The sequence below is a fragment of the Pseudomonas sp. NPDC088885 genome, assembly GCF_044750025.1.
GTDB lineage: Bacteria > Pseudomonadota > Gammaproteobacteria > Pseudomonadales > Pseudomonadaceae > Aquipseudomonas > Aquipseudomonas rustica.
Genome location: NZ_JBIVJB010000080.1, coordinates 1 through 22,589, shown reverse-complemented (window position 1 = coordinate 22,589; position 22,589 = coordinate 1). Strand labels below are relative to the sequence as shown.

Sequence of the window (22,589 nt, the reverse complement as noted above, 5' to 3'; positions counted from 1 at the left end):
AAAAGATCACCATGCTGACCTGCTATGACGCGACCTTCGCCCACGCCTGCAACGAGGCCGGTGTCGAAGTGCTGCTGGTGGGCGACTCCCTCGGCATGGTGCTGCAAGGTCACGACAGCACCTTGCCGGTGACCACTGCAGAAATGGCCTACCACACCGCGTGCGTCAAACGCGGTAACACCGACGCCCTGATCCTGGCTGACCTGCCGTTCATGGCCAACGCCACCCTCGAACAAACCATGATGAACAGCGCCATGCTGATGCAGGCCGGTGCGCACATGGTCAAGGTCGAAGGTCAGCTGTGGCTGGCAGAGTCGATCCGTCTGCTCGCCGAACGCGGTGTGCCGGTGTGCGCGCACATGGGCCTGACCCCGCAAGCGGTGAACATCCTTGGTGGCTATAAAGTGCAGGGCCGCAACGAAAACCAGGCGCGGCAGATGCGTGCCGATGCGATCTCGCTGGAGCAGGCTGGCGCGTCCATGCTGCTGCTCGAATGCGTGCCAAGCGAACTGGCTGCGGAAATCACCCAGGCGGTGAAAATTCCGGTTATCGGCATTGGCGCCGGCGCGGATACCGACGGTCAGGTGCTGGTGCTGCACGACATGCTCGGTCTGTCGATCACCGGCCGCGTACCGAAATTCGTCAAAAACTTCATGCACGACCAGGACAACATCCAGTCCGCATTGAAGGCTTACGTCAGTGAAGTCAAAGCTGCCACGTTCCCTGGCATCGAACACGGATTCTCTGCATGAACACCGTAAAAACCGTACGCGAACTGCGCGCCGCCGTCGCCCGCGCGCGCAGTGAAGGCAAGCGCATCGGCTTCGTGCCGACCATGGGCAACCTGCACAGCGGCCACGTCGCCCTGGTGACCAAAGCCACGCAACGCGTGGACTTCGTGGTGGCGAGCATTTTCGTCAACCCGCTGCAATTCGGCGCCGGCGAAGACCTCGACAAGTACCCGCGCACGTTGGCGGCGGATCAGGAAAAACTGCTTGAAGCCGGTTGCTCCCTGCTGTTCGCGCCGACCGTTGAGGAAATGTACCCCGACGGCATGGCCGGGCAGACCCGGGTCAGCGTGCCGCAACTGTCCGAAGGCCTGTGCGGCGCCAGTCGTCCGGGACACTTTGAAGGTGTGGCGACGGTGGTCAGCAAGCTGTTCAACATGGTGCAGCCGGATCTGGCGATTTTCGGTCAGAAGGACTTCCAGCAACTGGCGGTGATCCGCGCGCTGGTGCATGACCTGAACATGCCGATCCAGATCATCGGCGAACCGACCGTACGCGCTGCGGATGGTCTGGCGCTGTCATCGCGCAACGGCTTCCTTAATGAGGAACAACGCGCGGTGGCCCCGGTGGTGTATCGCACGCTGAGCAACATTGCCGAGTCGATCAAGCAAGGCGAGCGTGATTTCCCGGCGCTGATCAGTGCCCAGCTGCAACAGCTGGAAGCGGCGGGCCTGCGTCCGGATTACCTGGAAATCCGCCATGCGCTGACGTTGCGTCCGGCGACGACTGAAGACCGTGATCTGGTGATTCTGCTGGCCGCGTTTCTCGGTACTACGCGATTGATCGACAACCTGCACCTGAATCTCGACACCCCCTCTTAAAAACACCGCAGTCCCCCCTGTGGGAGCGGGCTTGCTCGCGAATGCGGTGTGTCATTCAGCCTATAAGTTGACTGGCACACCGCATTCGCGAGCAAGCCCGCTCCCACAGTGGTTTTCGGTGTATGAAAGATTGCATATCAGCTGTATTGCCGCCCCCAGAGCCTTCGGGCACACTGCCGGCCGTTTGATTCCAACCCGGGAGGTTCGGATTGCCTGACCATGCCCTCCCCTCCGTTTGTCGGCCACTCCCTGTATTAAATGTTAAAAAAGTACAGGGATCAGGTCAGAAGAAGTCAAGACAGATCGCAGCGCGAGGTTTACTGTATTCGCCCTGCGTCGATAAATCGTGTAGACGCAGTTGACCGCGCACCCAAACATGGCGCGCCGGTCTGATCCGTGTTCAGAAGCCGTTCAAGTAAAAAGGAAAACCGCAGCGATGGCGTATTACCTCACTCCTCAAGACGTTACCGCTCTGCCCGCCTGGCAAGCGTTGAAAGATCACCGCCAAGCCATGCAGGATTTCAGCATGCGCGAGGCCTTCAACGCCGATCCGCAGCGCTTCAATCAGTTCACCCTCAGCAGCTGCGGCCTGTTTCTCGATTATTCGAAGAATTTGATCAACGCCGAGACCCGCAATCTGCTCGTGGGTCTGGCCAATGAAGTCGATCTGAAGGGCGCGATCAAAGCGCTGTTCGAAGGCGAAATCGTCAACACCTCCGAAGGCCGCCCGGCGCTGCACACCGCCCTGCGCCGCCCGGTGGGCGACAAGCTGTCGGTCAACGGCGTCAACGTGATGCCGGAAGTCCACAAAGTACTGAACCAGATCACCGACCTCGTGGGCCGCATCCACGACGGTCTGTGGCGCGGTTACACCGAGAAGCCGATCACTGACGTGGTCAACATCGGCATCGGTGGCTCGTTCCTCGGCCCTGAGCTGGTCTCCGAAGCCTTGCTGTCGTACGCGCAAAAAGGCGTGCGTTGCCACTATCTGGCGAACATTGACGGCAGCGAATTCCACGAGCTGACGCAGAAACTGCGCGCCGAGACCACGCTGTTCATCGTTTCATCGAAATCCTTCAACACCCTCGAAACCCTGAAGAACGCTCAGGCCGCACGTGCCTGGTACTTGGCGCAGGGCGGTTCGGAAGCCGAGCTGTATCGCCACTTCATCGCCGTCTCGAGCAACAACGCCGCGGCTGTGGCGTTCGGTATTCGTGAAGAAAACATCTTCCCGATGTGGGACTGGGTTGGCGGTCGTTACTCGCTGTGGTCGGCGATCGGTTTGCCGATTGCGCTGGCGATCGGCATGTCCAACTTCAAGGAATTGCTGTCCGGTGCCTACACCATGGATCAGCATTTCCAGACTGCGCCATTCGAACAGAACATGCCGGTGCTGTTGGGCTTGCTGGGTGTGTGGTATGGCAACTTCTGGGGCGCGCAAAGCCACGCGATCCTGCCGTACGACCACTACCTGCGCAACATCACCAAGCACTTGCAACAACTGGACATGGAATCCAATGGCAAGAGCGTGCGTCAGGACGGCACCCCGGTGTCGACCGATACTGGCCCGGTGATCTGGGGCGGCGTCGGCTGCAACGGTCAGCACGCTTACCACCAGTTGCTGCACCAAGGTTCGCAACTGATCCCGGCCGACTTCATCGTGCCGATCGTCAGCTTCAACCCGGTTGCTGACCACCATCAGTGGCTGTACGCCAACTGCCTGTCGCAGAGCCAGGCGCTGATGCTCGGCAAGACTTTGCCGGAAGCAGAAGCCGAGCTGCGCGAAAAAGGCATGAGCGAAGAGCAAGTGCACAAACTCGCCCCGCACAAGGTGATCCCGGGCAACCGTCCGAGCAACACCCTCGTGGTTGAACGCATCAGCCCGCGTCGTCTCGGCGCACTGGTGGCGATGTATGAACACAAAGTGTTCGTGCAGAGCGTGGTCTGGGGCATCAATGCCTTCGATCAGTGGGGCGTGGAGTTGGGCAAGGAACTGGGCAAAGGCGTTTACAACCGTCTGGTGGGCAGCGATGAAACCACCGCTGACGACCCGTCCACCCAAGGCCTGATCAACTACTTCCGCGGTCGTCACCGCGGGTGATAGTGGCCTAAGGGCCAACGCTGTTCCCCTGTGGGAGCGGGCTTGCTCGCGAATGCGCTGTGTCATTCAGCACTTTGTTGACTGATACGCCGCATTCGCGAGCAAGCCCGCTCCCACAGTTGTTTTGCGCATGACTTGAACCTCTGCATCGCTCGGCGCATCTTTATTCTTCGCACAACAAGAATAAGGAACCGTCATGTTCGATATCAGCACGTTCCCCAAAGCCGATGCCGTCCGCCGGGCTGCGCAATTGAGTCAGGATGATTATCGGCGCCTGTACCGCGAATCCATTGAACACCCCGACACCTTCTGGGCCGAGCAAGCCACGCGCTTCCTCGACTGGAGCACGCCGTGGCAAACCGTTCAGCGCTGTGACCTGAAAACCGGTGAAGCCGCCTGGTTTGCCGGGGGCAAACTGAACGTCAGCTACAACTGCATCGACCGCCATCTCGAACAACGCGGCGAGCAGACCGCCCTGCTCTGGGAAGGCGACGACCCCGCCGAATCGGCACAAATCACTTACAAAAAACTTCACCACCATGTCTGTCGCCTGGCCAACGTGCTGAAAAGCCGTGGCGTGAAAAAAGGTGACCGGGTGTGCATTTACATGCCGATGATCCCCGAAGCCGCTTACGCGATGCTCGCCTGCACGAGGATTGGCGCGGTGCATTCGGTGGTGTTTGGCGGCTTTTCTCCCGATTCCCTGCGTGACCGCATTCTCGATGCCGACTGCCGCACCGTGATCACCGCCGACGAAGGTGTGCGCGGTGGCAAGTTTGTGCCGTTGAAGCAGAACGTCGACAAAGCCCTGCAAAGTTGCCCGGACGTCAGCACCGTCGTGGTGGTTGAACGCTCTCAAGGCAAGGTCGACTGGGTCGAAGGTCGCGATCTCTGGTATCACCAGGCCGTGCGCGACGTCAGCGACGATTGCCCGCCGGAACCGATGGACGCCGAAGATCCGCTGTTCATCCTCTACACCTCCGGCAGCACCGGCAAACCCAAAGGCGTGCTGCACACCACCGGTGGCTACTTGCTGCAAGCGGCGATGACCTTCAAATACGTGCTCGATTACCGTGACGGCGAAGTGTTCTGGTGCACCGCCGACGTCGGCTGGGTCACCGGCCACAGCTACATCGTCTACGGCCCGTTGGCTAACGGTGCGACCACATTGATGTTCGAAGGCGTGCCGAGCTATCCGAGCAGTTCACGTTTCTGGCAGGTGATCGATAAACACAAGGTCAACATTTTCTACACCGCGCCCACCGCCCTGCGCGCATTGATGCGCGAAGGCGCCGAACCGTTGCAGGAAACGTCGCGCGCCAGCCTCAGATTACTCGGCAGCGTCGGTGAGCCGATTAACCCGGAAGCGTGGGAATGGTATTTCAACGTGGTCGGCGAACAGCGCTGCCCGATTGTCGATACCTGGTGGCAGACCGAGACCGGCGGCATCATGCTCAGCCCGCTGGTCAGTGCGCAGCGGATCAAACCGGGCTGCGCCACACAGCCGATGTTCGGCGTGCAACCGGTGTTGCTCGACGAGCAAGGCAAGGAAATCCAAGGCGCCGGCAGCGGCGTGCTAGCGATCAAATCCAGTTGGCCGGCGCAGATTCGCAGCGTCTATGGCGACCCGCAGCGGATGGTCGACACCTATTTCAAACCCTACCCCGGCTACTATTTCACCGGCGACGGCGCGCGGCGCGATGAGGACGGCGATTACTGGATCACCGGGCGCATCGATGACGTGATCAATGTGTCCGGCCACCGCATTGGCACCGCTGAAGTGGAAAGTGCCTTGGTGTTGCACGACAGCATCGCCGAGGCCGCCGTGGTCGGTTACCCGCACGACGTCAAAGGTCAGGGCATCTATGCCTTCGTCACGCCCATGAACGGCACCGAGCCCAACGACGAACTGAAGAAAGAATTGCTCGCCCACGTCAGCAAGGAAATCGGCAGCTTCGCCAAACCGGATCTGATCCAGTGGGCGCCGGCCTTGCCGAAAACCCGCTCAGGCAAGATCATGCGCCGCATCCTGCGCAAGATTGCCTGCAACGAACTCGACAGCCTCGGCGACACTTCGACCCTGGCCGACCCGAGCGTGGTGCAAGGCCTGATCGACAAGCGTCTCAATCAGTAACACGTCGGGCGCGGTCAACCGGCCGCGCCCGCCCATCTTCACTGAGTGGTCATGGAATTCATCCGCAGTCGCATCGAAAACCAACTCATGAGCCTGACCGGGTTGTCCCTCGGCCAGCTCGATCTGGAAAACCCCAAGGGCGATCCCGGCCTGTTCGGCCCCGATTCGGTCAGTTGGCAGGTGCACGGCGATTTCAGCAGCATGTTGATCGGCGGCATCAGCGCGTTGTTGCTGCAAGCCCTGCATCCGCTGGCGCTGGCCGGGGTTTGGGATCATTCGAATTTTCGTCAGGACATGCTTGGGCGCTTGCGGCGTACCAGCCAGTTTGTCTCCGGCACCACGTTTGGCTCGCGGCGGGATGCCGACTGGTTGATCGAGAAAGTCCGCACCATTCACCTGCAAGTGGTGGGCACCGCACCGGACGGCCGGCCTTATGCGGCCAGTGATCCGGATTTGCTGACGTGGGTGCATGTGGCCGAAGTCAGTAACTTTCTGGCGGCGCATTTGCGCTATCGCAATCCGCAGTTGTCGCTGGCTGATCAGGATCGTTATTACGCCGAGATCGCGGTGATTGCCGAACGACTCGGCGCACGCGATGTGCCCCAGTCGCGGCAGGCCGTGGCCGATTATCTGCAACGCATGCGCCCGCAATTGCTGTGCGATGAACGCAGCCGCGAGGTTTTGCGTTTACTGCTGGCCGCACCGGCGCCGAGTGTTCTGGCGCGACCGTTTGGCGATTTGATGATGAAGGCTGGCATTGATCTGCTGCCGGACTGGGCCAGCGACATGCTCGAGGTGCGGCAGAGTTCGCTGCAACGCCAGTTGATTCGCGCCAGCGTCAAACGCAGCGCACCGATGCTGCGCTGGGCGATGCGCAATGGTTCGGTACAACGTGCCAAACGTCGTATGGGCCTGCCGACCTGAAAAGCTTCGCGAGCAAGCCCGCACCCACATTTGGAATGCGTTCCCATGTGGGAGCGGGCTTGCTCGCGAAGGGCTTAACTCGGTTACCCGCCAAGCTGTTAAACTCCCGCGCCCCAATTCTCTCCAGCAAGGCGCATGCATGTCTTCCTTGAATCAGGCGCTGCGCGCCGCCCTCGATCAACGCCAGGACTTGCTCGCTGCGCTGCACAGCCAAGGCACCGATTGCTATCGGCTGTTCCACGGCAGCCAGGAAGGCGCCGGCGGTCTGACCATCGACCGTTACGGCCCGCAACTGCTGGTGCAGAGTTTTCACCAGACGCTGGAGCGTGACGACCTGCTGCAACTGCACGCGATGGTCAATCAAACCCTGGGCCTGGAAACCTTGCTGGTCTACAACGACCGCTCCCGTGGCAACTCGCGCATCGACCGTGAAGACAGCGTCTACAAAGCCGAAGACGCCGCACTGGTTGATCTGGTCGGTCACGAATGGGGCCTCAATTACCGCGTGCGCGGGCGCCACGCCGGGCAGGATCCGCTGTTGTTCCTCGACCTGCGCAACACGCGTGGCTGGGTCAAGGAGCACGCCAAAGGCAAATCCGTGCTCAACCTGTTCGCCTACACCTGCGGCGTCGGCCTCAGTGCCGCAGCCGGTGGCGCCCGTGAAGTGTGCAATCTGGATTTCGCCGAAGGTAACTTGGCGGTCGGTCGCGAAAACGGTTTGCTCAATCCACAGTTGCCGGAGATGGAATTCATTCAGTCGGATTATTTCCCGGCCATCCGCCAACTCGCCGGCCTGCCGATCAGCCAGCGTCGCGGGCAGAAACTGCCAAGCTACCAGCGCCTCGAACAGCGTCAGTACGATCTGGTACTGCTCGATCCGCCGGCCTGGGCCAAGAGCGCGTTCGGCACCGTTGACCTGCTGCGCGATTATCAAAGCCTGCTCAAACCCGCGCTGCTGACCACCGCCGACAACGGCGTACTCATTTGCTGCAACAATCTGGCGAAAGTCAGCATGGACGACTGGCGCGAACAAGTCCTGCGCTGCGCCGAAAAGGCCGGCCGCCCGGTGCGTGAGTGGAGCGTGATGACCCCGGGTGCAGACTTCCCGTCCATGGATCAGCAACCGCCACTGAAAACCCTGATCCTGCAGCTATAACCCCTCTTGCATGATGTACAACTTCCCCCTGTGGGAGCGAGCCTGCTCGCGAAAGCGGTGTATCAGCCAACACATCGTGTGACTGGTAGGACGCCTTCGCGAGCAGGCTCGCTCCCACAAGGGATCTGTGTTTTGAGACAAATCTGAACAATCCTGACCCATGCGATGTACTTCGGAACCAGATTCGCGTGCCATACTCCAAGGCACTTCGATTCAGACAGATGAAGCCGCACATGACCAAAGGATTGATTCGCGCGATTGGCGCCTTGTTGACTGCGCTGGCCCTCTACAGCCTGCTGGGGTTTCTGATTTTGCCGGGCATTGCCCTGCGAGTGGCCAACCAGCAACTGGCCAATTACGCCACGGTGCCGGCGCATATCCAGCGCATCGAACTCAACCCGTTCAGCCTTGAGGTCACCTTGTGGGGCCTGATTATTGGTGAACCGGGCAAAGAGCAGTTGAGCTTCGAACGCCTGTACGCCGACCTGCAAATCGACAGTCTGTGGACCAAAGCCCTGCATCTGGCGAACATCGAACTGGACAAGCCGAAGACCGAAATCCTCTTCGCCAAAGACGGCAAGCTCAATCTGCTTGGCCTGTTCAACGTGCCGGACAGCGAACCGGTTCCGGCCGATCCCGACGCCAAACCGTTCCCGCTGCGCATCGACAACATCAAACTGGCCAGCGGCGTCGTGCACTTTCAGGACGTGCGTCCGAGCGAGCCGATCGAATTCCTTTACGACGACCTCAGCTTCGAACTGAAAAACCTCAGCACCCTGCCCGAAGACAGCGCCGACATGACTCTCGTCGCGATCGGCCCGGCCGGCGGACGAATCGACTGGAGCGGCAATTTCAGCCTGATCCCGTTCACTTCCGAAGGCACCCTGAAAGTCACCGACGGCAAGATGAAAGCCTTCTGGCCTTACGTGCGTGACTCGGTGCCTTTGGTACTCAACGACGGCGTGGTAAGCCTCAGCACCGAATACAAACTCAATCTGTCGAAAGAAACCGAACTGCTGCTGAACAACGTCAACGTCAGCATCGCGCCGTTCGCGATCAGCGCTCCGGATGGCCGCCCGCTGGCCAAGCTTGAGCGCCTCGACGTCAGCGACACCAGCATCGATCTGGCCAAGCAACACGTGGTGGTCGGCAAGATCCGCAGCCAGAAACTGGAAACCTGGGCCGCCCTCGAAGCTGACGGCCAGCTCGACTGGCAAAAACTGTTCGCCAGCCAACCGTCAAAACCCGCCGCCAAAGCCGCCGCCGAACCGGCCAGCACACCGGCCGCTGCCGATTCGCCGAAAGCTGAACCGACGGCGCCAGGCAAGCCATGGCAAGTGCTGCTCAAAGACGTGCAACTGCGCGACTACACCGTTCACCTCGCCGACCGTTCCGCCACGCCTGCGGTGGCGCTGGATATCACGCCGCTGAACATTGATCTGCAAGATTTCGACAGCCTCAACGGCTCGCCCTTCAAGGTCAAACTCGATAGCGGCGTGGGCAAATCAGGCAAGCTCAGCGCCGACGGCACGGTCAATCTGGCGCCGGTCAACGCTCAACTCAATGTGAAAACCCAGGACATCGACCTGCGTGTCGCACAGTCCTACATCAACCCGTTTATTCGTCTGGAACTGCGCAGCGGCATGCTCGGCAGTGACCTCAAGGTCAATCTCAAAAGCACCGAGCCGCTGGCCCTCAGCGTGACCGGCCGCGCGCAGATCGATCAACTGCACACCCTCGACACCCTAAAAACCCGCGACTTCCTCAAATGGCAGCAAGTGGTGGTCGAAGGCCTGAATTATCAGCACGGCGACAGCCTGTCGATCGACAAGGTCAACCTGTTCCAGCCGTATGCGCGCTTCATGATCAACGATGATCGCACCACCAACATCGACGATTTGCTGATCCCGCAACCGGCCGACAGTGGCGCGAAATCCACTGCGGCGAAACCGGCCAGCAAGGACAAGCCGCTGGGCATTCATATCGGCGGCATTGCGATCAATGACGGCTCGGCCAACTTCGCCGACTTCAGCCTGACACCGAACTTCGCCACTGCGATCCAACAACTGAACGGTCAGATCGGCACCATCGACAGCCGTCAGGCGAAACCGGCCAGCGTCGACATCAAGGGCAAGGTCGACCGCTATGCACCGGTGACCATCAAGGGTGCGGTCAACCCGTTCGACCCGATGGCCAGCCTCGACATCGCCACCAGTTTCAAACGCGTCGAGCTGACCACGCTGACGCCATACTCCGGCAAATTCGCCGGTTACCGCATCCGCAAGGGCCGACTCAATCTCGACCTGCATTACCTGATCACCAAAGGCCAACTGAAAGCCGAGAACAAAGTGGTGGTCGAACAGTTGCAGCTCGGTGAGAAAGTCGACAGCCCGGACGCCGTGAGCCTGCCGTTGAAACTGGCGATTGCGCTGCTCAAGGACGTCGACGGCAAAATCTCCATCGAATTGCCGGTGACCGGCGACCTCAACAACCCGCAGTTCAGCGTGATGCCGATTGTCTGGCAGACCCTGCGCAACCTGATCGTCAAAGCCGCAGCGGCGCCGTTCAAGCTGATTGGCGGTTTGGTCAGCGGTGGCGGTTCCGAAGACCTCGGCACCGTGTCGTTCGCGCCGGGCTCCAGTGAGTTGAGCAAAGACGCCGAAGGCGCGCTGGTGAAGCTGTCGCAAGCGCTGAAAGAACGCCCTGCCCTGCGTCTGGAAATCGAAGGCACCGCCGCGCAAAGCAGCGATGGTCCGTTGATCGCCGAACAGCGTCTGGAACGTGAATATCAGTACAACTACTACAAGATGCTCCAGCGCCGTGGCGATAAAGTCCCGGCTCAAGCATCTTTGATCGAAGTGCCGGAAGGCGAAAAAGGCCCGCTGCTCGAAGGCATTTATCGCACCCGTCTGAAAACCCAGCCGCCGGCTGAATGGAAGGATCTGGGCAAGGAAGAACGCACGGCGAAAATGCGTGAAGGCGTGATCAAGTTCTGGAGTGGCAGCGACGTGTTGCTGCGTCAGCTGGGTCAGGATCGCGCCAGCAGCATCAAGGATTATCTGGTCGACAAAGGCCAACTGGCCGATGACCGCGTGTACTTCATCGACGCCAATCTCGGTCAGGCTGAAAGCGATGGTCGGGTGATCACACCGCTGCATCTGGACGCCGAGTAATGACAGGCAAGTGGCTGGCGGCGATCGCCCTGACGCTGGCTGCCAGCCACGTCTGGGCGTCGGATACGTTACGCTGCGGCAGTCAACTGGTCAGCCTCGGCGACCGCGCCAGCGAAGTGCTGCAGAAATGCGGCGAACCGGTTGGTCGCGATCCTCTGGGTTACAAGCGCAGCGCCAATCGGCGTGAAGAGTTTCAGGTCGAGGAATGGACGTACGGGCCGAACAACGGCATGTACCAATACCTGCGCTTTGAAGGCAACCGCCTGCGGCAAATCACCAGCAAACGCGGTAACTAACCGCTAACACAGATCCCATGTGGGAGCGGGCTTGCTCGCGAAAGCGGTGTATCCGTCAATACATATTTGGCTGACACACCGCCTTCGCGAGCAAGCCCGCTCCCACATTTTGTTTTGTGTTGGCCTGTAAATTTTTGCGCCTGAAATAGAACGGGCCCCGACACAAGTGTCGGGGCCCGTAATGACCACATCCGTGTGGCCGTTCGCATGAACTCTAAAGGTGCGGCAGACGTATTGCTCGGCCCGCCTGTCGCGTCTTCTCCCGGTTCAGGCGAGAAGCCTTAGCCTTACTCGGCTTTCAGGCCGTCAGCGGAGACCGCTTTGACGCCTTTGATTTTCTTGGTGATGTTAACGGCGGTGGTTTTCTGAGCTTCGGTGACAGCTACAGTCGACGACAGCGAAACAACGCCTTTGTTGGTTTCTACTTTGATATCGGTGCCTGGGATGCCTTTTTCGGTAACCAGGTCGCTTTTGACTTTGGTGGTGATCCAGGTATCGGAAGTAGCTTCTTTAGCTTGGGTAACTTCACCAGCAGCCAAAGTCATTGGAGCAGTCTGAGTGGTTTGGGCGAATGCGCCGGAAGCCATGGTCAGGGTCAGCGCGGTAGCAGCAGCGGCAGTGATAGCGAACTTCTTCATACGAGTAACTCCTGTTTTTCTGGAAAGTCTGCTGCGTGTCTTGTCAGCAGGGTTGCCATATACATTGCGAACGCTGTGCCAACTTTTTCTCCGACATAAAATCCTTATAAATCAATAGTTTATTAAAAACATAAATTTCCGGATTCATGCAATTTGCATGACTTGCAGATTAATCGCATGCAAGTTGCGGTTTTTTGGAAAGTTCCTAAGACGCTGAAATTATTGAAGCTTTTATTTATCGCCGGGCAAAGAAAATGCCCCGTAAACGGGGCATGTTTCAGTCGAAGGTCAATGTAGGAGCTGCCGAAGGCTGCGATCTTTTAATCTTGCCTTTAAAAACACAATCAAAAAATCGCAGCCTTCGGCAGCTCCTACAGATGTCTATTTAAGTACCGCTACCTGGGCAGCCTTTAGGCGCGTAGTCCGGATTGACAGTCGATGCGCAGCTCCAGACCCCGGCCGTAGCGCCTGTTGCACCGCCAGAGCGGGTCAGGGTGATGGTTTTACCCAGCACCGGCGCAGGAGCGTTGGTCAGCGTGCACACGATTGTCCCGGCCCCGGTCGAAGCCGTACCCGAAGCCGTCACGCTGCTGCAGTTAGTCGTTGAGTACGCGGCACTACCGGAGACCAACGTGATGGTTGGATCAGTCCCTTGGTTAATCGTGTCTTCAAACGGAATCTTCAGCGCGCTGATTTCCGCCAGACCCGCCGTGACCTTGGCCCGCGCTTGATACTTGGTGTACTGCGGCAGGGCAATGGTCGCCAGAATCCCGATGATCGCCACTACGATCAGCAGTTCGATCAGCGTAAAACCTTGTTGTTTTTTCATAGACACGCTCCATGCATGAGTCGAAATCTCATGATCTGCAAGGGACGCAGCATAGCCCATGCCAACGCCCGCCAGACCCCGCACGCTGGGCGCACAGCGGTCGCGACGCCGTTTCCTACAACCTCTGACCGCACTATCTGACACTTTTTGTCACCTGCGCCCGGCATGTTTGGCGCTGCCGGTTGACTAGGCTATAAGTCATGAACGGCAAGCGTGCGGAATCCCCATGAATGACATCGCTCTGAGCGGTCTGGCCAAGCAATTGGTGCAGGCCGAACTGCTCACGGAAAAAAGCGCCCAACAAGCCTGGCAACAGGCCCAGCGCAATCGGCTATCGCTGGTCAGCTACCTGGTGCAGAACAAACTGGCGAAGAGCTGGCAGGTGGCCGAGATCGCCTCGGAACACTTCGGCATGGCGTTCCTTGACCTTAACTGCCTGGACAAGGAAACCCAGCCCAAAGGCCTGGTCAGCGAAAAACTGGTGCGCCAGCACCACGCCCTGCCTTTGTGGCGGCGCGGCAACAAACTGTTCGTGGGCATTTCCGACCCGAGCAATCATCAGGCGATCAACGACATTCAGTTCAGCACCGGGCTGAACACCGAAGCCATTCTGGTGGAGGACGACAAGCTCACCGATGCCATCGAAAAATTCTTCGACACCCACGCCTCGGGGCTCGAAGACATGGCCGACGTCGACCTCGACGGCCTCGATGTCGAGGCCATCGACGATGCTAAACAGGAGAGCATGGGCCCGGATGCCGACGATGCGCCGGTCGTGCGTTTCGTGCACAAGATGCTGCTCGACGCGATCAAAAGCGGCTCCTCCGACCTGCACTTCGAACCCTACGAAAAAAACTACCGCGTGCGCGTGCGCACCGACGGCATTCTGCGCGAAGTGGCGAAACCACCGATCCAGTTGGCCGGGCGCATCGCTGCGCGCCTGAAAGTCATGGCCAGCCTCGACATCTCCGAGCGGCGCAAACCGCAGGACGGGCGGATCAAGATGCGCCTGTCGAAGAGCAAGTCGATCGACTTCCGCGTAAACACGCTGCCGACCCTTTGGGGCGAAAAAGTGGTGATCCGGATTCTCGACCCGTCCAGCGCGCAGATCGGTATCGACGCGCTCGGCTACGAGCCAGCGCAAAAAGACTTGTACATGGCCGCACTCAAGCAGCCACAGGGAATGATTCTGGTCACCGGCCCTACCGGTTCGGGGAAAACCGTGTCGCTGTACACCGGGCTGAATATTCTCAACACCGTCGACATCAATATCTCCACCGCTGAAGACCCGGTGGAGATCAACATGGAAGGCATCAATCAGGTCAACGTCAATCCGCGCCAAGGCCTCGACTTCGCTCAGGCATTGCGCTCGTTTCTGCGTCAGGATCCGGACGTGATCATGGTCGGTGAGATCCGCGATCTGGAGACCGCCGAGATCGCGATCAAAGCCGCGCAGACCGGTCACCTGGTGCTCTCGACCCTGCACACCAACAGCGCCGCGGAAACCCTCACGCGTCTGCACAACATGGGCATTCCCGGTTTCAACATCGCCACGTCGGTGAGCCTGATCATTGCCCAGCGCTTGGCGCGCAAATTGTGCAGCCACTGCAAGAAACCCATCGAGATCCCCCGTGAAACCCTGATCAAGGAAGGTTTCCCCGAGGAACGCATCGGTCATTTCACGATCTACGAGCCGGTCGGCTGCGATCATTGCAACGGCGGGTATAAAGGCCGCGTGGGGATTTATGAAGTGGTGAAAAACACACCCGAGCTGCAACGGTTGATCATGGCCGAAGGCAACTCACTGGAAATCGATAGTCAAATGCGCCGCGACGGCTTCGATGACCTGCGCACCTCGGGTCTGCACAAGGCCATGCAAGGCATCACCAGCCTTGAAGAAATCAATCGGGTCACCAAGGACTGAACATGGCGGTCAAGGCAGCGAAAATCAGCATCTATGCCTGGGAAGGCACGGATCGCAAAGGCAGCAAAGTCACCGGCGAGTTGAGCGGGCAGAATCCGGCGCTGGTCAAGGCGCAGCTGCGCAAACAAGGGATCAACCCGGGCAAGGTGCGCAAAAAATCCGTGTCGTGGCTGAGTCTGGGCAAACGCATCAAGGCGCAGGACATCGCCCTGTTCACCCGGCAAATGGCAACGATGATGAAGGCAGGCGTGCCGCTGTTGCAGTCGTTCGACATCATTGGTGAAGGCTTCGATAACCCGGCCATGCGCAAACTGGTCGACGAGGTGAAGCAGGAAGTTGCTGCCGGTAACAGCTTCGCCGCCGCGCTGCGCAAAAAGCCGCAGTATTTCGACGAGTTGTATTGCAACCTGGTCGACGCGGGCGAGCAGTCCGGTGCGCTCGACACGTTGCTGGAGCGCGTCGCGACCTATAAGGAAAAAAGCGAAGCGCTCAAAGCCAAGATCAAGAAAGCCATGACCTACCCGACCGCCGTGGTGCTGGTCGCTGCGGTGGTCACCGGGATTCTGCTGGTGAAAGTGGTGCCGCAATTTCAGTCAGTGTTCTCCGGTTTCGGTGCTGAGCTGCCGCCCTTCACCCTGATGGTGATCAGCCTTTCAGAATTCATGCAGCAATGGTGGTGGGCGATTCTCGGCTTACTGATCGCGGCGTTTTTCGGCACCCGTCATGCGCTGAAAAAATCTCAGGGGTTGCGTGATCGGCGCGATACCTGGCTACTGAAACTGCCGCTGGTGGGTACGATGATGTATAAGTCCGCCGTCGCGCGTTTCGCCCGAACGCTGTCGACAACATTTGCCGCCGGCGTGCCACTGGTTGAAGCGCTGGACTCGGTGGCTGGCGCCGCCGGCAACGTGGTGTTCAAGCGCGCGATTCTGCGTATTCGTCAGGATGTTTCCACCGGCATGCAGCTGAATTTCTCAATGCGCACCACAGGCATTTTTCCCAACATGGCCGTGCAGATGACCGCGATTGGTGAAGAGTCCGGTGCGCTCGACGAGATGCTCGACAAGGTTGCGGGTTTCTATGAAGAGGAAGTCGACAACATGGTCGACAACCTCACCAGCCTGATGGAGCCGTTCATCATGGTGGTGCTCGGGGTGATTGTTGGCGGTCTGGTGGTGGCGATGTACTTGCCGATCTTTCAACTCGGCTCAGCGATCTGATATGCCCATCGACGAACTCTTTGCCCTGTATCCGCTGGCCTTTGTCATCACCGCGCTGTTGCTCGGGCTGGTGGTCGGCAGCTTCCTCAACGTGCTGATCTGGCGTCTGCCGAAGATGCTTGAACGCGATTGGCGCCAGCAGGCCCAGGACGTCCTCGGCCTGCCCGGCGAAACGCCGCTGCCCACTTACAACCTGATGCTGCCGCACTCGCAATGCCCGCATTGCGCGCATCGAATTCGGGCGTGGGAAAATATTCCGCTGCTCAGTTACCTGTGGCTGCGCGGCCGCTGTTCCGCGTGTGCAGCGCCGATCAGCAAACGCTATCCGCTGACCGAACTGGCCTGCGGCGTGCTCTCGGCATTTATCGCCTGGCACTTCGGCTTTGGCTGGCAGGCGTGTCTGCTGATCTTCCTGACCTGGGGTCTGTTGGCGATGAGCCTGATCGACACCGAGCATCAATTGCTGCCCGATGTGTTGGTGCTGCCCTTGTTGTGGCTGGGGTTGATCGTCAACAGTTTCGGCTTGTTCGTGCCATTGCACGCCGCGCTGTGGGGCGCGGTGGCTGGTTATCTGCTGCTGTGGTCGGTGTTCTGGCTGTTCAAATTGCTCACCGGCAAGGACGGCATCGGCCACGGTGATTTCAAGTTATTGGCGCTGCTCGGCGCGTGGGGCGGCTGGCAGATTCTGCCGCTGACCATTCTGTTGTCATCGCTGGTCGGCGCGATCATCGGTGTGATTTTGCTGCGCCTGCGCCAGCAGGAAACCTCGACGCCGATCCCCTTCGGCCCCTATCTGGCAATTGCCGGCTGGATTGCCTTGCTCTGGGGTGGTCAAATAACCGACTTCTATTGGCAGTTTGTCGGTTTGAAATGAATACCCCTGTGGAAAAACCCTGGATTCTCGGCCTGACCGGCGGCATCGGCAGCGGCAAAAGTGCCGCTGCCCAGCACTTTATCGACCTCGGCATTCATGTCGTCGACGCGGATCACGCCGCGCGCTGGGTGGTCGAACCGGGCCGGCCGGCGCTGGCAAAGATTGCCGAGCATTTCGGCCCCGGCGTGTTACAAGCGGACGGCACGCTGGATCGTGCGGCCCTGCGCAAACTGATCTTCGAGATTCCAGAACAGCGGCGCTGGCTCGAAGCCTTGCTGCATCCGTTGATCGGCGAGGAAATCGCTCATCATCTGGCGCTGGCAAAATCGCCTTACGCGATTCTAGTGTCGCCGCTGTTGATCGAATCCGGGCAATACGCGATGACCCAGCGAATCCTGGTGATCGACGCCCCGCAACAACTGCAGATCGAACGCACCTTGCAGCGTGACCAGACCAGCGAACAGCAGGTTCAGGCGATCCTCAAGGCCCAGTCGAGCCGTGAAGACCGCGTGAGCCGCGCCGACGACGTGGTGGTCAACGACCGCGACCTCGCCTGGCTGCACAGCGAAGTCGAGCGTCTGCATCACTTTTACCTGACTTTATCCGGAGGCCAAGCATGAGCCAGATTTCTACCGTTGAATGCCCAACCTGCGGCGCACCCGTCGAATTCACCCCTGAAAGCGAATTTCGTCCGTTCTGCTCCGCGCGCTGCAAACTGATCGACCTCGGCGCCTGGGCGTCGGAAGAACACAAGATTCCGGTCGCGCCGGACGCTGAAGACGAACTGTTTTCCGGCGATTTCGATCCTCGTCACTGATCCCGCTCAGGGCCGCATAAAGCCGTAGTCCTGATCGTCTTCGAGGTTTTCCGCGAGAAAACGCAACTCGTCGGCCAGGTCTTCGGCGTTGCGCACAGCCTTGCTCTGTTGCACCACCGCACTGAGCAAGGCACGCAAACTCAGGCCCGGGTCGAAGCCCACCTCTTGCGCCATTTCCAGGCTCTGCCGGGTTTCCTGCCTCGCCCACTCGTACACACTCATACCGCCGCTCCTGTTGGGATTTGCGCGAGCATGAGATTTTGTGTGGGTGGTCAGTTTGATGTGGATCAACGCTTGGGATCGTCGTCCTTCCACGGCGCCGAAAGGTAGCGCGTGCGGTTGAAGGTCTCCAGCCATTCCGGGCTGAAGACCACCAGCGCGCTGATGACCATGCCGTTGATAAACGCCTCGGGAAAAATGATCAGCCACAGGTAACCGATGAAATCTTCCAGCCATTCCGGCATGGCGAAGATGCCGTCGTACCACAGCAGCGTCAGACTCAGCAGCAGGCAAACCAACGCCGACAGCGCGGCAGCCAAAAACCCCGAACAGAAGATATACACGAAAGGATTACGCGGTTGCGCGCGCTCGACGAGTATTGCCACGCACTCGGTGATCAGCACCGGCAGCAGAATAAACAGCGAGCCGTTGACCCCCATCGCCGCGAGATCCTGACGCCCGAGCAACACCAGACCGATCTGCGCCACCAGCCCGCCGACAATCGCCAGCGGCCAGTCCAGCAGCAAGGTCACTGCGGTCATGCCGATAAAGTGATACGACACGCCGGTGTCGAAATCCCTGCGCACCAGCCACAACAGAAATAACGCGAACACCGTGCCGAACAGCAAATGCTGACGGCGGCTGTCACTGAACAACTCGACCCACGGCGCACGCACGATCGCCCAGAGCAGCACCGGCAGGTAAATCAGCCAGCCGAGCGTCAGGCTTGCCGTCGACAGCAGTTCAGCTCCAATCATGACTCCCTCACCTTTCTGCGCACATCCCCCCGTAGGACCTGCCGCAGGCTGCGATCTTTTGATCTTGTTCTTTTTACAGTCAAAAGATCGCAGCCTTCGGCAGCTCCTACAAGGGCGAGGTGAACGGGCGGTGCAAGCAAAGCTTTCTGCTTGTCGCATTTGAACGCTAAGCTTGGGCCTATGGATGACTCAGATTATTTACGCCTGCTGACCATCGCGGCCGAGCAAGCCAACGCGTTCCTGTCCAATGCCCGCAAATGGGAGCGTGAGCGTTGGGTCTGCCAGCGCCTGCTGCAAGGCTTGAATATCCCCTATCGCGCCGACGAGTTCGCCCCGGCCGGTGAGCCGCCGGACGTATTGTTTCGTGATGCCAATTTCGAAGTGTTCTTCGTCCTTGATGAAGGCCGTCGCCTCAACGATGAATGGCGCGACGAACTGCAGCGTCGGCGCAGCGCTTTTTCGCTCAGCCAACTGGTGCGCCGTGAAGCCAAGCCCAAACGGATTCCGGCCAATGAATTCCTTATGCGACTGGCGCCGACTTTGCGTAAAAAAGCCCACAACTACAAAGAACGCGGCATGGATCTGGGTGAGCTGGACATCATCGCCTTCGCCAGCCTCAAGCGCGAAGTGTTGGATTTGAACAGCCACTTCCCGCCGCCCACCGAGTATCTGCGTCAGGGCTGGCGCTCGCTGTCGCTGGTCGGCCCGACCTTCGCCCGCGTATTGTTCGCCCATCCGGATGCGCCGGATTTTCTGCGCAATAACCTTGGCCGCAGCATCGTTTTTGATGTGGGGATCAGCCTGTGACGCCGCTTCAGCAGTTGATCGCCGATGTGCCGCAAACCGGACGTGTGCGCTGGATCGGTGTGCGTCCGGAGTCTCGTGGGCCGATGATTGAGCTGGATGCCGTCGAGGCACGACTTGAGGCCGGGCTGACCGGCGATCATGCGCGCCCCGGTGTACGCAATGCGCGGCAGGTGACGCTGATTCAGTGGGAGCATCTGGCGGTGATCAATGCATTGATGGGCCGCCCCGACGATCAACCGGTCAAGCCTGAAGATTTGCGGCGCAATCTCGTTATCAGCGGTATCAATTTGTTTAGTCTGAAAGGTCGGCGCTTTCGCATCGGTCAGGCCATCTTCGAAACCACCGGTTGGTGTCAGCCCTGCGCACGCCTGCAAAACAACCTCGGCCCCGGCACCTTTCAAGCGGTGCGCGGGCATGGCGGAATTACCGCGCGGGTGTTACAAAGCGGGATCATTCGCCTCGATGATGGCGTGTCTGTCGAGCCGGTTCCGGACAGCGGCTATGCTGCGTTCAACCCCGGATAAAAACCGCTGTAGCTTCTGCCCATTCAGCAACGTCTACCTGACGAGGCATTTATGACCAGCCGCCTGAACCCCGAAGACCAGAAACATGTCGAAGAGTACCTGCAACTGTCCCAACACCGAGTCGAGCGCCGGCCTTTCCGGCCGTGGATGCTCCTCGTGCTTGTGCTGGCAGTGACCATTGGTCTGGGCCTGTTGAGCCGATTTATCAGTTACCTGACGCTATGAGCAGCCTGGCGCTCGCTTGGGTAACCGCACCGATTTCCTTTAAAAACCTTGCGAGTTATCCCTATGTCCCATCGTATTGTTATTGTCGGCGGCGGCGCCGGCGGTCTGGAGTTGGCTACCCGTCTGGGTAAGACTCTGGGCAAACGCGGCACCGCCAGCGTGATGCTGGTCGACGCCAACCTGACGCACATCTGGAAGCCGTTGCTGCACGAAGTGGCCGCCGGATCGCTGAACTCCTCCGAAGACGAACTCAACTATGTTGCCCAGGCCAAATGGAACCACTTCGAGTTTCAGCTGGGTCGCATGAGCGGGCTCGATCGCGCGCAGAAGAAAATCCAGCTGGCCGCCACCTACGATGAAAACGGCGTCGAACTGGTGCCGGCGCGAGAAGTGCAGTACGACTCGCTGGTGATCAGCGTCGGCAGCACCACCAACGATTTCGGCACTCAGGGCGCGGCGCAGCACTGCCTGTTCCTCGATACCCGCAAACAGGCCGAGCGTTTCCACCAGCAACTGCTTAACCACTATCTGCGCGCACATGCAGGGCAAACCGATGTGGTCGAGCAGATCAGCGTGGCGATCGTGGGTGCTGGCGCAACTGGGGTCGAGCTGGCCGCTGAACTGCACAACGCGGCGCATGAACTGGCGGCATATGGGCTGGATCGGATCAAACCGGAAAACATGCACATCACCCTGATCGAAGCCGGGCCACGGGTGCTGCCTGCCCTGCCGGATCGCATCAGCGGGCCTGTGCACAAAACCCTGGAGAAACTCGGGGTCAATGTGATGACCAACGCCTCGGTCAGCGAAGTGACGGCGGACAGCCTGATCACTGCCGACGGCAACGAGATCAAGGCCAGTCTGAAAGTCTGGGCCGCCGGGATTCGCGCGCCGGGTTTCCTCAAGGACATCGATGGCCTGGAAACCAACCGCATCAATCAACTGCAAGTGCTGCCGACCCTGCAAACCACCCGCGATGAAAACATCTTCGCCTTCGGTGACTGCGCGGCCTGCCCACAACCGGGTTCGGATCGCAACGTACCGCCGCGTGCACAGGCAGCGCACCAACAGGCGTCGTTGCTGGCCAAGTCGCTGAAGCTGCGCATCGAAGGCAAAACCCTGCCGGAGTACAAGTACACCGACTACGGCTCGCTGATCTCGCTGTCGCGTTTCTCGGCTGTGGGTAACTTGATGGGTAACCTGACAGGCAGCGTGATGCTCGAAGGCTGGCTGGCGCGGATGTTTTACGTCTCGCTGTACCGCATGCACCAGATGGCGCTGTACGGGCCGTTCCGCACGGCGATGCTGATGCTCGGCAGCAAGATTGGTCGCGGCACGGAGCCACGCCTGAAGCTGCATTGATGATCTAAAAACAGAGGGAGCTGGTTAGCTCCCTCTTTTTTTTGCGCCATCCACAAATCCGCAGTCAACCACGGTCCCTGTGGGAGCGGGCTTGCTCGCGAAGAGGTCGTGTCATTCAACATTTATGTCGACTGATACATCGCTTTCGCGAGCAAGCTCGCTCACACAGGTTCCACCGTCGAACACAAATCCCCGAACATACCCAAAACATTGTAGGAGCCGAGCCTGCTCGCGAAAGCGATGTGTCAGTCGACATTGATTTCGACTGTGCTACCGCCATCGCCAGCAGGCTGGCTCCCACTTTTTTTGCGCTATCCACAAATCCGCAGTCAAACGCAATCCCTGTGGGAGCGGGCTTGCTCGCGAAGAGGTCGTGTCATTCAACATTTATGTCGACTGATACATCGCTTTCGCGAGCAAGCCCGCTCCCACAGGTTCCAGCGTCGAACACAAATCCCGAGCACACCCAAATCATTGTAGGAGTGAGCCTGCTCGCGAAAGCGGTGTGTCAGTCGACATTGATTTCGACTGTGCTACCGCCATCGCCAGCAGGCTGGCTCCCACAGGTTCCACCTGTCGAACACAAATCCCCGGACACACCCAAAACATTGTAGGAGTGAGCCTGCTCGCGAAAGCTGTGTGTCAGTCGACATTGATTTCGACTGTGCTACCGCCATCGCCAGCAGGCTGGCTCCCACAGGTTCCACCGTTGAACACAAATCCCCAGACATACCACAAATCACTGTGGGAGCGAGCTTGCTCGCTAAAGCGGTGTGTCAGTCGACATCATTTTGAATGACACACCGCTTTCGCGAGCAAGCCCGCTCCCACATTTGTTTTTGCGGCGTTCTCGGGTTTTTCGCAGGCAAAAAAAATCCCCGTATCTTTCGATACGAGGATTTTTAATATGGTCGGGGTAAGGGGATTCGAACTCCTGACATCCTGCTCCCAAAGCAGGCGCGCTACCGGACTGCGCTATACCCCGGTAAAAAAAAGGCG

The 22,589-nt window shown here is 59.2% G+C and carries 21 protein-coding genes and 1 tRNA gene; 17 read left to right on the top strand and 5 right to left on the bottom strand.

Annotation, left to right across the window (positions count from 1 at the left end; translation table 11 throughout):
* From panB to ACIP1X_RS22685, 8 genes are all read left to right on the top strand, one after another.
* Positions 1 to 752 (top strand): 3-methyl-2-oxobutanoate hydroxymethyltransferase (gene panB / locus ACIP1X_RS22720; RefSeq protein WP_400755218.1); only part of this gene is annotated, 752 nt, incomplete at its 5' end.
* The gene (gene panC, locus ACIP1X_RS22715) at positions 749 to 1,609 is read left to right on the top strand and encodes a pantoate--beta-alanine ligase (RefSeq protein WP_400755216.1); all 861 of its coding nucleotides are present in this window, start codon (positions 749 to 751) and stop codon (positions 1,607 to 1,609) included. The genes panB and panC, both read left to right, overlap by 4 nt.
* 436 nt (positions 1,610 to 2,045) lie before the next feature.
* Positions 2,046 to 3,710, top strand: coding sequence for a glucose-6-phosphate isomerase (gene pgi, locus ACIP1X_RS22710; RefSeq protein ID WP_053123903.1), 1,665 nt, complete (start codon positions 2,046 to 2,048; stop codon positions 3,708 to 3,710).
* Between the two features lie 196 nt (positions 3,711 to 3,906).
* Positions 3,907 to 5,844 (top strand): acetate--CoA ligase, encoded by a 1,938-nt coding sequence (gene acs / locus ACIP1X_RS22705; protein ID WP_400755214.1) that lies wholly within the window; start codon positions 3,907 to 3,909, stop codon positions 5,842 to 5,844.
* A 51-nt stretch (positions 5,845 to 5,895) separates the two neighbouring features.
* The gene (locus ACIP1X_RS22700; protein ID WP_400755212.1) at positions 5,896 to 6,768 is read left to right on the top strand and encodes an oxygenase MpaB family protein; all 873 of its coding nucleotides are present in this window, start codon (positions 5,896 to 5,898) and stop codon (positions 6,766 to 6,768) included.
* 139 nt (positions 6,769 to 6,907) lie between these two features.
* Positions 6,908 to 7,924: a class I SAM-dependent rRNA methyltransferase gene (locus tag ACIP1X_RS22695; protein WP_400755210.1), complete on the top strand. Its 1,017-nt coding sequence runs from the start codon at positions 6,908 to 6,910 to the stop codon at positions 7,922 to 7,924.
* Positions 7,925 to 8,145: 221 nt separating this feature from the next.
* Positions 8,146 to 11,097 (top strand): DUF748 domain-containing protein, encoded by a 2,952-nt coding sequence (locus ACIP1X_RS22690; protein ID WP_400755208.1) that lies wholly within the window; start codon positions 8,146 to 8,148, stop codon positions 11,095 to 11,097.
* On the top strand, positions 11,097 to 11,393 hold the full coding sequence (locus ACIP1X_RS22685) for a DUF2845 domain-containing protein (protein ID WP_159815142.1): 297 nt from the start codon (positions 11,097 to 11,099) through the stop codon (positions 11,391 to 11,393). The genes ACIP1X_RS22690 and ACIP1X_RS22685 overlap by 1 nt, the downstream gene beginning before the upstream one ends.
* A 287-nt stretch (positions 11,394 to 11,680) precedes the next feature.
* Here ACIP1X_RS22685 and ACIP1X_RS22680 read toward each other — a convergent pair whose 3' ends face one another.
* Together ACIP1X_RS22680 and ACIP1X_RS22675 are read right to left on the bottom strand one after the other, a co-directional pair.
* Complete coding sequence (locus ACIP1X_RS22680) at positions 11,681 to 12,031, bottom strand: BON domain-containing protein (RefSeq protein WP_159815260.1); 351 nt, start codon at positions 12,029 to 12,031, stop codon at positions 11,681 to 11,683.
* A gap of 385 nt (positions 12,032 to 12,416) precedes the next feature.
* On the bottom strand, positions 12,417 to 12,860 hold the full coding sequence (locus tag ACIP1X_RS22675) for a pilin (protein WP_053123919.1): 444 nt from the start codon (positions 12,858 to 12,860) through the stop codon (positions 12,417 to 12,419).
* A 226-nt stretch (positions 12,861 to 13,086) separates the two neighbouring features.
* Here ACIP1X_RS22675 and pilB point away from each other — a divergent pair, with 226 nt between their 5' ends.
* The 5 genes from pilB to yacG are packed head-to-tail and all read left to right on the top strand — an operon-like array spanning position 13,087 to position 17,695.
* Positions 13,087 to 14,784 carry a type IV-A pilus assembly ATPase PilB gene (gene pilB, locus ACIP1X_RS22670; protein ID WP_400755206.1) on the top strand — a complete coding sequence of 566 codons (1,698 nt, stop codon included), beginning with the start codon at positions 13,087 to 13,089 and terminating at the stop codon, positions 14,782 to 14,784.
* A gap of 2 nt (positions 14,785 to 14,786) precedes the next feature.
* Positions 14,787 to 16,004, top strand: a complete 1,218-nt coding sequence (locus ACIP1X_RS22665; RefSeq protein ID WP_400755204.1) for a type II secretion system F family protein — start codon at positions 14,787 to 14,789, stop codon at positions 16,002 to 16,004.
* 1 nt (position 16,005) lies between these two features.
* Positions 16,006 to 16,878 carry an A24 family peptidase gene (locus ACIP1X_RS22660; protein WP_159815263.1) on the top strand — a complete coding sequence of 291 codons (873 nt, stop codon included), beginning with the start codon at positions 16,006 to 16,008 and terminating at the stop codon, positions 16,876 to 16,878.
* On the top strand, positions 16,875 to 17,498 hold the full coding sequence (coaE, locus tag ACIP1X_RS22655; RefSeq protein WP_212550797.1) for a dephospho-CoA kinase: 624 nt from the start codon (positions 16,875 to 16,877) through the stop codon (positions 17,496 to 17,498). The genes ACIP1X_RS22660 and coaE overlap by 4 nt, the downstream gene beginning before the upstream one ends.
* Positions 17,495 to 17,695 carry a DNA gyrase inhibitor YacG gene (gene yacG, locus ACIP1X_RS22650; protein ID WP_400755202.1) on the top strand — a complete coding sequence of 67 codons (201 nt, stop codon included), beginning with the start codon at positions 17,495 to 17,497 and terminating at the stop codon, positions 17,693 to 17,695. Before coaE ends, yacG begins: the two co-directional genes overlap by 4 nt.
* Positions 17,696 to 17,701: 6 nt before the next feature.
* Here the strand turns inward: yacG and ACIP1X_RS22645 are convergent, their stop codons facing one another.
* Both ACIP1X_RS22645 and ACIP1X_RS22640 read right to left on the bottom strand, forming a co-directional pair.
* The gene (locus tag ACIP1X_RS22645) at positions 17,702 to 17,917 is read right to left on the bottom strand and encodes a hypothetical protein (RefSeq protein ID WP_212550798.1); all 216 of its coding nucleotides are present in this window, start codon (positions 17,915 to 17,917) and stop codon (positions 17,702 to 17,704) included.
* 65 nt (positions 17,918 to 17,982) lie between these two features.
* Positions 17,983 to 18,672, bottom strand: coding sequence for an energy-coupling factor ABC transporter permease (locus ACIP1X_RS22640; RefSeq protein ID WP_400755201.1), 690 nt, complete (start codon positions 18,670 to 18,672; stop codon positions 17,983 to 17,985).
* 180 nt (positions 18,673 to 18,852) lie between these two features.
* On the opposite strand from ACIP1X_RS22640, the gene ACIP1X_RS22635 reads away from it, so the two are divergent.
* The 4 genes from ACIP1X_RS22635 (at position 18,853) to ACIP1X_RS22620 (ending at position 21,590) form a co-directional block, all read left to right on the top strand.
* Complete coding sequence (locus ACIP1X_RS22635) at positions 18,853 to 19,479, top strand: DUF1780 domain-containing protein (RefSeq protein ID WP_400755199.1); 627 nt, start codon at positions 18,853 to 18,855, stop codon at positions 19,477 to 19,479.
* Positions 19,476 to 20,003 (top strand): MOSC domain-containing protein, encoded by a 528-nt coding sequence (locus tag ACIP1X_RS22630; RefSeq protein WP_053123933.1) that lies wholly within the window; start codon positions 19,476 to 19,478, stop codon positions 20,001 to 20,003. Before ACIP1X_RS22635 ends, ACIP1X_RS22630 begins: the two co-directional genes overlap by 4 nt.
* 51 nt (positions 20,004 to 20,054) lie before the next feature.
* On the top strand, positions 20,055 to 20,228 hold the full coding sequence (locus ACIP1X_RS22625) for a DUF3094 domain-containing protein (protein ID WP_007909875.1): 174 nt from the start codon (positions 20,055 to 20,057) through the stop codon (positions 20,226 to 20,228).
* Between the two features lie 63 nt (positions 20,229 to 20,291).
* Positions 20,292 to 21,590 (top strand): NAD(P)/FAD-dependent oxidoreductase, encoded by a 1,299-nt coding sequence (locus ACIP1X_RS22620; RefSeq protein WP_400755197.1) that lies wholly within the window; start codon positions 20,292 to 20,294, stop codon positions 21,588 to 21,590.
* Between the two features lie 908 nt (positions 21,591 to 22,498).
* On the opposite strand, the gene ACIP1X_RS22615 is transcribed toward ACIP1X_RS22620, so the two are convergent.
* A tRNA-Pro gene (locus ACIP1X_RS22615) sits at positions 22,499 to 22,575 on the bottom strand.
* Positions 22,576 to 22,589: the final 14 nt, after the last annotated feature.